Consider the following 8,603-nt stretch of genomic DNA (forward strand, 5'->3'; position numbering starts at 1 on the left):
AGCAAACTTAACAAAGCAATAGGTTGTTCACCACCTTATTTTCCTTCCTTTGCGTCCTTTGCGAAATCTTCCTTTGCGCTCTTTGCGGTTAAATCTTTATACCTTTAAAAAACTTGAACATCAAGTATTAGGAATTTGAAAGTCTGTTCGTAGTAACCGCAATTATGCGGTTGTTTGTGGCCAGCCCACCTGCTAAAGGAGGTAGCACTGGCAGTGAGCCTCACACCTCTGGCACGGGTCACTACGAACAAACTGCCCGCAGGGCTTAACTCAAACATTAACAATAATAATTGCCGACCTTAAGCAAAAAATTTTTCTTCCCTCTTTCACAAGCTTGAAGGTAAACCTTACAATCCCGACATTTATTGATTTCTTTACTACAAGTCATCACCCAGCAGGGCAGAGTCCTGTCACTGGAAGCTTGACATTTTTCCCTTTTAGCTTCAGGGCAATTTTTAGACTTCCAACAGGCAATGATTGCTAATAGCCGTTGAATACTGACGATATTCAATTTCTCCTGGTGAATCAGGTTACGAATATGGCGAATCCATTTCAGGTCTTCATTAAAGAATCGACTGCGGCCATTTACCGGATCATGAAATAGCCTGATTAATCCTCTTTTCTCATATTCTCGAAGGGTACTGATGCTTATACCTAATCTTTTAGCCGCATTAGTCACAGAATAAGATTCTTGTTTACTTAATTCTACCATCTGATATTATCCTTAACAAACCTTAACAATAATAATTGCCGACCTTACACAAAAAAAATTACTTTATATTCTTTTGAGCTTCAAGATAGACCTTACAGGTTCGACATTTATTAGCATTAGCACAACTGCCGTTGGCTAATGTCCAACACGGCACTGTTCTATCAACCACTGCCGTACATTTCCGGCGGGTTTCCTCAGGGCAATTTTTAATCTCCCAACAGGGCATAACCATTAATAACCGCTGAATACCTTTAATATTTAATCCCTGCTGATGAATCAAATCCCGAACACACCGAATCCATTGAATATCATCGTTAGAGAACACTCTATAGCCATTAGACGGATTTCGATAAGGTTTAATCAATCCATCTTTTTCATATTCTCTAAGCATACGGACACTTATGCCTAACTTCTCCGCCGCGGTGGAAATATTATAAAAGGCAGTTAATTCCTTCAATCAGCTCACCCCAAAAAACCTTTCTTTATAGAATGCTTCAAACCTTGCGGAGGTTAATTGATGAAGCATTATAACATAAGATTAAACTTTTGTCAACCAATTTTTTCGAGTATGTTGAAAAAAATCCTTGACAAACTCGAAAATATATGTTATATTAATAATGGAAATGAAAATCATTGTCAATAAGAGGTGAAATGTTATGCCAGGTCCTCCGTGGTGGCATGGAAAATTTAGAGATTGCGGGTGTCGAATGACCATACCCAGGCAGGCAGTCATAGATGTGTTGACTAATACCTCTGAACATTTGAGTGCAGAGGATATATATATTGAGATTCATAAGGTGTATCCAGCCGTCGGCTTGACTACGGTCTATCGAACCCTGGATTTGTTAGCTCAGATGGGTATGGTATTTAAATTTGATTTTGGTGATGGAAGAAGCCGATATGAACTGACAGAGAGCACCAAAAAACATCATCACCATCTGGTCTGTACTAACTGTGGCAGGATAATCGACTATAGTGACTTTATTGAGGAAGAGGTAAGACTCTTTAATCAGGTGGAAGAAGCATTGTCCCAGAAGCATAATTTTGAAATCATTGCTCACCAGGTTCAGTTTTTAGGAAGATGTAATAATTGTAAATCTGGTAAATAGTAACTGGTAACTGGTGATTGGTAATTGGTAACTATTTAACCAGTTACCATTTAACCAATTACCAAACCAAAAGGAGGTGATTAAAGATGCCAAGAGGAGATGGAACGGGTCCGATGGGAATGGGACCAATGACGGGTCGAGCAGCAGGCTACTGTGCTGGATACCAGATGCCAGGCTATGCTAATTCAATTCCAGGGTGGGGATTTGGCATGGGTTTTGGCCGCGGCAGAGGTTTTAGTATGGGCCGTGGTAGAGGCTTTAGACATTGGTATTACGCTACCGGACTGCCAGGTTGGGCAAGATTTGGCTATCCCCAACCAGCATATCCCTATCCTCCATCAGTAGGCTATCCTTATGGTCCTGAATTGACTCCAGACCAGGAGAGAAGAATGCTCCATGATGAAGCCAATGCCCTAAAGCAGAGTTTGCAGGATGTGGAAAGCCGCATCAGTGCTTTGGAGAAAGCAACTAAGAAGGCGGAAAAGTAGGAGATTCAAAGGCAGTAAGCGTTCAGAGGGTGTAACAAAAGGAGATGTGGAGATTAAGGAGATAGGGAGATATTATTAAAAAAATTGAAATTAGTAGAAACTAATAGAAATTTATGGAAATTTGTTGTTTCCCACAATCAATTTCTACCTATTTTTGCTTCGCAACATTCTTCGAATTCTATAAATTTCAATCTATTTCTATTATCTTATCTCCTTATCCCCTTTCGGACACTTTTGATATATAGCCTGAACGGTTACCAAAGGCAGACGAGCCGGCCGTTTGCCTTTGGGTAATTGGTAACTGGTAACTATTTAACCAATTACCAATCACCAGTTACCAAACCAAATGGAGGTGATTAAGATGCCGAGAGGAAATGGAACAGGACCAGCAGGTATGGGGCCAGGAACTGGTATGGGTAGAGGTGGCTGTAGCTTTGGTGGAGGAATGGGAGCAGGTAGAGGGGGAGGAGCTTTTGGTGGAAGAGGTGGTGGTTGGTTGGGACTTATTGTTACTGCACTGGGTGCTGCACCGTATATTATCAACCAGTTTCGCCAGATAAAGAAACCATCAACACCAAAAGCCTCCCAATTAAATAATCAACCAGTCCCTGCCACAACACCATGGCAAGAAAGAAAACAGCTTGAGAGCCAATTAGCAGAGCTTAAACAGCAGATGGATGCTATTGAGCAACGGCTAGCAGAACTTAAATAATTGGTAACTGGTAACTGGTGATTGGTAACTGGTAACTGGTAACTGGTAATTGGTAATTGGTAATTGGTAATTGGTGATTGGTAACTGGTGATTGGTAACTGGTGATTGGTAACTGGTGATTGGTAACTGGTGATTGGTAACTGGTGATTGGTAACTGGTGATTGGTAACTGGTGATTGGTAATTGGTAACTATTTAACCAGTTACCATTTAACCAGTTACCATTTAACCAATTACCATTTAACCAGTTACCATTTAACCAGTTACCATTTAACCAATTACCATTTAACCAGTTACCATTTAACCAGTTACCATTTAACCAGTTACCAAAAAAGGAGGGAAGAATAGATGAAGGTAGCTATAACTGCACAAGAAGGTTCAATGGATTCTATGGTTGACCCGCGATTTGGACGGGCAAGATTCTTTGTTGTCTGTGATACCGAAACAGACATCTTTGAGGTGGTCGATAACCAGCAGAATCTTCAAGCCATGCAGGGCGCAGGCATCCAGGCAGCACAGAATGTTGCCAGTACCGGAGCCCAAGTAGTCATTACCGGCAATTGCGGACCAAAGGCATTTATGACCTTGCAAGCAGCAGGTATCAAAATTGTTATCGGAGCAGAGGGAAAGGTATCCGAAATGCTTGAGAAATTCAAGAAGGATGAGTGTCAATATGTTCAGAATCCCAATGTTGAAGGACATTGGGCATAAATTTAGTCTGGTAATTGGTAATTGGTAACTGGTAATTGGTAACTGGTAATTGGTAACTGGTGATTGGTAACTGGTGATTGGTAACTGGTGATTGGTAACTGGTGATTGGTAACTATTTAACCAGTTACCATTTAACCATTACCATTTAACCAGTTACCAAAAAGGAGGAAATAAAATGTCAGAAGAGAAGACTTGTTCGAGTTGTTCAACAGATAATTGTTCGGCTCAAGGAAAAAGGGCTGACGAGAGTATGGAAGAGTTTCAGGAGCGGCAGCATCTTGCTCACCGAATGTGCCAGATAAAACATAAAATAATGGTGTTATCTGGTAAGGGTGGGGTAGGTAAAAGCACGGTTGCGGTTAACTTAGCTGTTTTTCTTAGTTTAGCAGGCAAAAAGGTCGGCTTGCTGGATGGTAACTATTCACCGCAGAGACGCAGAGGCACAGAGAAGACATGGAAATAAATCAGATAACAGAAAAGATTATTGAGGCAATTATGGAAATACACAGGACATCAAAACCAAATTTGTTAATCAATCATGATATGTCGGTTCTCAAAAGCTTGCACTGATGAAAATCCGTGATGGAATTCTGCGTCTGGTAAATAGTTTTTAATTTTTTCTCTGCGTCTCTGCGTCTCTGCGGTGAACGGTTACGGATGTTGAATGGGAAGAGCTTGATTATCTGATAATCGATTCACCACCAGGGACAGGGGATGAGCCATTGTCTGTCTGCCAGTTGATTGAAGATGCGGACGGGGCAATCATTGTCACCACCCCTCAAAAGGTAGCTCTGGTAGATGTAAAAAAGTCGGTTAATTTCTGCCATATGCTCAATCTGCCTGTTCTGGGTGTGTTAGAGAATATGAGCGGGTTTGTCTGCCCGGAATGTGGTAAGCAGGTGGATGTGTTTAAGTCGGGCGGTGGAGAGAAGTTGGCTAAGGCCTTTGGGGTACCGTTCCTGGGACGGATACCGATCGATTCGGATATTGTTCATTCTTGCGATGATGGTAAACCTTATGTCTATCACTATTCCCATTCTGAAACAGCAAAGGCATTTGCCAGAGCAACTGTTCCTATCATGGAGATGGACGGAAAAGGTAAAGTTACCAATCACCAGTTACCAATTACCAAAAACAAGGAGGATGGTAAGATGAGAATTGCTATGCCGATAGCACAGGGACAACTTTGTATGCACTTTGGGCACTCAGAGGAATTTGCCTTCTTTGATGTAGAGGATGGCCAGATTAAACAGACACAAATGCTTACCCCACCACCACATGCCCCGGGTGTTATCCCTAAATGGGTGCATGAGCAGGGGGCAACTATTGTTATTGCCGGAGGGATGGGACAGCGGGCAGTAAGCCTGTTTGAGCAACAAGGTGTGCATGTGGTCGTTGGTGCTCCAGGACATACACCAGAAGAAATTGTTAATGCCTATCTTAATGGCACACTTGAAACTGGTGAAAATGTGTGCGACCATTAAGAGTAAACAGAATCTGTGAAAATCTGTGCAATCTGTGGATTAAAAGAGGAGCAGGCAAATGAAGGTAACCGTTCAGGTTGTAATTTACCGCAGAGACGCAGAGGAACAGAGAAGATATGGGAATAAATCAGATAACAGAAAAGATTATTGGGGTAATTATGAAATACATAGGACATCAAAACCAAATTTGTTAATCAATCATGATATGTTTGTCCTCAAAAGTTTACACTGATGAAAATCCGTAATGGAATCCTGCGTCTGGTAAATAGTTTTTAATTTTCTTCTCTGCGTCTCTGTGTCTCTGCGGTGAACGGTTACAAATGAAGAAAGTTGTGATTATTGGCGGTGGTGTGGCTGGAACTAATCTGGCTAAAAAGCTGGTGGACAAAAACAGGGGGGTTGAGATTACCTTCGGAGAATATTTGCTTGAGGCCCAGATTGTTGGTCCTGAAGATGTCAAGGAGAGAATCAATGCTATTACAGCGTTGATTCATTTAAAGGTGAAGGTGCAGGATATTCTACAGATGGAGCGTTGCTTTACCCCATCTCTTTGCACCTCAAGAGATGCTTTCCAAAGAGCCGTTGAAGAATTGTTAGGTGTTTTGGCATGAGATTGAAAGAATACATCCCAAATTTTACCAATAAAGAGATACAGGATAATCATACTCGTTTTATCGAAAGGGTTGAGATTTACAGACAAAATGGGCTTGATCATAACAAAAGCCGTGGATTTATCCTCGAAAAAGCCGCTCCCCTAAAAGGCAGAATCCTTGAGCTCGGCACTGGTATCGGTTATACAACTCTAACTCTGGCAAAAGCAGGATATGAGGTAACTGCTGTGGATAGTGATGAGGAAATGCTCAGAATTACTGCCCTGAATCTTGCTTATGAAAGACTTCTAACAAAGGTTAGACTTTTTATAATGGATGCCGCCTCACTTATTTTCGACAGCCATAGCTTCGATAATGTAATGGCTGTGGCACTATTTCATCACCTTGCTAATGTTGATAGGGTGCTTTTTGAAATGGATAGGGTGTTAAAAGAAAAGGGCAAAATTATCATCGCTGATTTTAATGAGAAGGGGATGGAACTAATAAGAGCTGTTCATAAGGAAGAATCTCGGGAGCATCAGGATTTAGGTGTTGGACGGGAAAAGGTTCTTTCATATTTATCTGGGCTGGGGTATGAGATAAAGGATTATGCGGATGAATTTCAGTGGGTCTTAATCGGTGTAAAAGGAGTCTAACAGGATGAGGACATATTTAGATTGTATTCCCTGCTTTTTTAAACAGGCCATTGAGGCAGCCAGGATTGCCGGCTGTAATGAAGCAAAACAGAAAGAGATATTGGATAAATTATGTAAATTAATATCTGAATTCGATATAAATAGCTCTCCACCAGTGATGGGCAGGGCTTTCTATCGGCTGGTTGAGGAGGTATCAGGTAACCCTGACCCATTCAAGGAGGTTAAGGAAAAGGCAAATAAACTGGCTATGGGGCTTTATCCAAAACTAAAGGAATTGATAAACCAGGCAGAGGACAGGCTGCTTATGGCAATAGAGCTGGCTATCTCTGGCAATGTAATAGACTATGGGGTTAAAAACTTGCTGGATGTTGATTTTCAAATAGAAAGAGTGCTAAACGGTGAGTTCCCTGCCCAGACAAGGGCATTATTCGAGTACAAAAGATTTAAGGAGTCCCTGGATAATGCCAGAACAATCCTGTATCTGACCGATAATACTGGAGAGATTCTCTTTGATAGGGTATTGATTGAGGAGCTTAAGACCAGGGTTGTCTGTGCCCTGAGAGATAAACCTATTATAAATGATGCTACTATTGAGGATGCTAAGTACTGTGGATTGGATAAGTCAGCAGAGGTGATTTCATCTGGCTGTGATGCCCCTGGAGTGCTTTTAGATTCTTGCTCTGAAGAATTTCTCCACCTTTATGAGCAGGCAGATTTGATTATCAGCAAAGGCCAGGGAAATTTTGAGGCATTAACAGGCGAAGATAGACCAATCTACTTTTTATTTAAGGTAAAATGCCCGGTAGTGGCTAAGGATGTCGGTGGTATGGTTGGGGATATTGTCCTAAAGGGACCGGATAAATGGTAACTGGTTAAATGGTAACTGGTTAAATGGTAACTGGATAAATGGTAACTGGATAAATGGTAACTGGTTAAATAATTACCAATCACCAATTACCAGTTACCAGTTACCAATTACCAGTTACCAGTTACCAGTTACCAGTTACCACCAATAAAGAAAACATAGTTCTATGAAGATTAAGGTATTGGCGGATAGCTATGCAATAAACAAAAACTTTTCTATTGGCTGGGGTGTAGCTTTTTTAGTTGGAGATGAGCTTTTATTTGATACTGGAGAAACTGGAGATATATTACTTCATAACATGGAGCAGATGGGTGTCTCCTCAGCCACAAATTTAAAAACAGTGGTTATCTCACATGACCATTGGGACCATACCGGTGGATTGTGGGCTCTGCTAAAGCAGAATCCTCAGATTAAAGTTTATGCCTGTCCCAACTTTAGTTTGGAATTCAAGGAGAAAGTGGTGTCCGCTGAAGCAGAGCTGATTGAAGCCAGCCGTTTTACTCAGATAGCCGAAGATATTTACACCACCGGTGAGATTGCCGGGGTATACAATGACAAGTATATGGCTGAGGAGGCATTAGTAATTAAATCACCAAAAGGATTGATTATCCTTACTGGCTGTGCGCATCCGGGAATAATTACAATTCTGGAGAAGGTGAAGGAAAATTTATCAGAAGATATTTATTTAGTTATGGGTGGATTCCATCTAATGGGGAAAAATATGCAGACTATTGCATTAATCATAGATAAATTTCGTGAGTTAAAAGTAACTGTAGCCGCTCCTACTCATTGCAGTGGTAAAGAAACAGAGGCGTTATTTAAAAAAGAGTATCAGAATGACTTTATACCTGTAAAAACAGGAATGACTATAGAGGTTTGATAGGAGGTGATGGGCTATGCCTATATATGAATATAGATGCCAGAAGTGTGGTGAGAAGTTTGAGCTTCTGCAAGGGATAAACGAAACCCCTGTATGCAACAGTTGTGGAAGTAAAGAGTTAACCAGACTTTTTTCCCCTGCGGCAGTGATGGGTGGAAGTAACCAGACAGAGACTTCAGGCAGTTGTTGTGGTTTAACCAATTCCTGTAGGGCTCCCAAAAGATGCTGTGGGGCTTAAAATAGGACTTGGAGAGTCGCAGAAAAAATTAAGGTAACCGTTCAGGTGGTAATTTACCGCAGAGACGCAGAGAAACAGAGAAGGTATAGAAATAAATTAGATGACATAAAAGATTATTGAGGCAGACATAGAAATATTTATGACCTGCTGGCCAAATGTT

General features: G+C 41.2%; 14 protein-coding genes and 2 pseudogenes. 14 read left to right on the forward strand and 2 right to left on the reverse strand.

Annotated features, from left to right (window positions below; genetic code table 11):
* Window positions 1–277: 277 nt before the first annotated feature.
* A complete protein-coding gene (locus AB1414_10845) occupies window positions 278–712 on the reverse strand; it encodes a MerR family transcriptional regulator (protein MEW6607928.1) in 435 nt (144 codons plus the stop codon).
* A 58-nt stretch (window positions 713–770) separates the two neighbouring features.
* A complete protein-coding gene (locus AB1414_10850; GenBank protein MEW6607929.1) occupies window positions 771–1,169 on the reverse strand; it encodes a MerR family transcriptional regulator in 399 nt (132 codons plus the stop codon).
* 199 nt (window positions 1,170–1,368) lie between these two features.
* Between AB1414_10850 and AB1414_10855 the strand changes: the two genes are divergently transcribed.
* From AB1414_10855 to AB1414_10920, 14 genes and pseudogenes are all read left to right on the forward strand, one after another.
* On the forward strand, window positions 1,369–1,821 hold the full coding sequence (locus tag AB1414_10855) for a transcriptional repressor (protein MEW6607930.1): 453 nt from the start codon (window positions 1,369–1,371) through the stop codon (window positions 1,819–1,821).
* Window positions 1,822–1,907: 86 nt separating this feature from the next.
* Entirely contained in the window at window positions 1,908–2,309 is a 402-nt protein-coding gene (locus tag AB1414_10860; GenBank protein ID MEW6607931.1) for a DUF5320 domain-containing protein, read from the forward strand.
* Between the two features lie 113 nt (window positions 2,310–2,422).
* Window positions 2,423–2,554 (forward strand): hypothetical protein, encoded by a 132-nt coding sequence (locus AB1414_10865; GenBank protein MEW6607932.1) that lies wholly within the window; start codon window positions 2,423–2,425, stop codon window positions 2,552–2,554.
* A gap of 116 nt (window positions 2,555–2,670) precedes the next feature.
* Complete coding sequence (locus AB1414_10870; GenBank protein MEW6607933.1) at window positions 2,671–3,021, forward strand: DUF5320 family protein; 351 nt, start codon at window positions 2,671–2,673, stop codon at window positions 3,019–3,021.
* Between the two features lie 175 nt (window positions 3,022–3,196).
* Window positions 3,197–3,367 (forward strand): hypothetical protein, encoded by a 171-nt coding sequence (locus AB1414_10875; protein ID MEW6607934.1) that lies wholly within the window; start codon window positions 3,197–3,199, stop codon window positions 3,365–3,367.
* Window positions 3,368–3,730: a NifB/NifX family molybdenum-iron cluster-binding protein gene (locus tag AB1414_10880; protein ID MEW6607935.1), complete on the forward strand. Its 363-nt coding sequence runs from the start codon at window positions 3,368–3,370 to the stop codon at window positions 3,728–3,730. It abuts the gene before it with no gap.
* Between the two features lie 175 nt (window positions 3,731–3,905).
* Window positions 3,906–4,151 (forward strand): annotated as a pseudogene (locus AB1414_10885) (P-loop NTPase).
* Between the two features lie 241 nt (window positions 4,152–4,392).
* A pseudogene (locus AB1414_10890) lies at window positions 4,393–4,785 on the forward strand (P-loop NTPase).
* A 135-nt stretch (window positions 4,786–4,920) separates the two neighbouring features.
* Complete coding sequence (locus tag AB1414_10895; protein ID MEW6607936.1) at window positions 4,921–5,214, forward strand: NifB/NifX family molybdenum-iron cluster-binding protein; 294 nt, start codon at window positions 4,921–4,923, stop codon at window positions 5,212–5,214.
* A 320-nt stretch (window positions 5,215–5,534) separates the two neighbouring features.
* Window positions 5,535–5,825, forward strand: a complete 291-nt coding sequence (locus AB1414_10900; protein MEW6607937.1) for a hypothetical protein — start codon at window positions 5,535–5,537, stop codon at window positions 5,823–5,825.
* Window positions 5,822–6,460 (forward strand): class I SAM-dependent methyltransferase, encoded by a 639-nt coding sequence (locus AB1414_10905; GenBank protein MEW6607938.1) that lies wholly within the window; start codon window positions 5,822–5,824, stop codon window positions 6,458–6,460. The genes AB1414_10900 and AB1414_10905 overlap by 4 nt, the downstream gene beginning before the upstream one ends.
* A 4-nt stretch (window positions 6,461–6,464) precedes the next feature.
* On the forward strand, window positions 6,465–7,328 hold the full coding sequence (locus AB1414_10910; GenBank protein ID MEW6607939.1) for an ARMT1-like domain-containing protein: 864 nt from the start codon (window positions 6,465–6,467) through the stop codon (window positions 7,326–7,328).
* 163 nt (window positions 7,329–7,491) lie between these two features.
* Complete coding sequence (locus AB1414_10915; GenBank protein ID MEW6607940.1) at window positions 7,492–8,205, forward strand: MBL fold metallo-hydrolase; 714 nt, start codon at window positions 7,492–7,494, stop codon at window positions 8,203–8,205.
* A gap of 16 nt (window positions 8,206–8,221) precedes the next feature.
* On the forward strand, window positions 8,222–8,443 hold the full coding sequence (locus AB1414_10920) for a zinc ribbon domain-containing protein (GenBank protein ID MEW6607941.1): 222 nt from the start codon (window positions 8,222–8,224) through the stop codon (window positions 8,441–8,443).
* The last annotated feature ends 160 nt before the right edge of the window (window positions 8,444–8,603 follow it).

The sequence above is a fragment of the bacterium genome (genome assembly GCA_040755795.1).
Taxonomy (GTDB): Bacteria; UBA9089; CG2-30-40-21; order CG2-30-40-21; family SBAY01; genus JBFLXS01.

Excerpts from the sequence above, each read along its gene's own strand:
- AB1414_10860 (MEW6607931.1), top strand. The coding sequence starts at position 1,908 with ATGCCAAGAGGAGATGGAACGGGTCCGATGGGAATGGGACCAATGACG.
- AB1414_10905 (MEW6607938.1), top strand. The coding sequence starts at position 5,822 with ATGAGATTGAAAGAATACATCCCAAATTTTACCAATAAAGAGATACAG.
- AB1414_10865 (MEW6607932.1), top strand. The coding sequence starts at position 2,423 with ATGGAAATTTGTTGTTTCCCACAATCAATTTCTACCTATTTTTGCTTC.
- AB1414_10845 (MEW6607928.1), bottom strand. The coding sequence starts at position 712 with ATGGTAGAATTAAGTAAACAAGAATCTTATTCTGTGACTAATGCGGCT.
- AB1414_10880 (MEW6607935.1), top strand. The coding sequence starts at position 3,368 with ATGAAGGTAGCTATAACTGCACAAGAAGGTTCAATGGATTCTATGGTT.
- AB1414_10870 (MEW6607933.1), top strand. The coding sequence starts at position 2,671 with ATGCCGAGAGGAAATGGAACAGGACCAGCAGGTATGGGGCCAGGAACT.
- AB1414_10915 (MEW6607940.1), top strand. The coding sequence starts at position 7,492 with ATGAAGATTAAGGTATTGGCGGATAGCTATGCAATAAACAAAAACTTT.
- AB1414_10895 (MEW6607936.1), top strand. The coding sequence starts at position 4,921 with ATGCACTTTGGGCACTCAGAGGAATTTGCCTTCTTTGATGTAGAGGAT.
- AB1414_10900 (MEW6607937.1), top strand. The coding sequence starts at position 5,535 with ATGAAGAAAGTTGTGATTATTGGCGGTGGTGTGGCTGGAACTAATCTG.
- AB1414_10910 (MEW6607939.1), top strand. The coding sequence starts at position 6,465 with ATGAGGACATATTTAGATTGTATTCCCTGCTTTTTTAAACAGGCCATT.
- AB1414_10855 (MEW6607930.1), top strand. The coding sequence starts at position 1,369 with ATGCCAGGTCCTCCGTGGTGGCATGGAAAATTTAGAGATTGCGGGTGT.
- AB1414_10920 (MEW6607941.1), top strand. The coding sequence starts at position 8,222 with ATGCCTATATATGAATATAGATGCCAGAAGTGTGGTGAGAAGTTTGAG.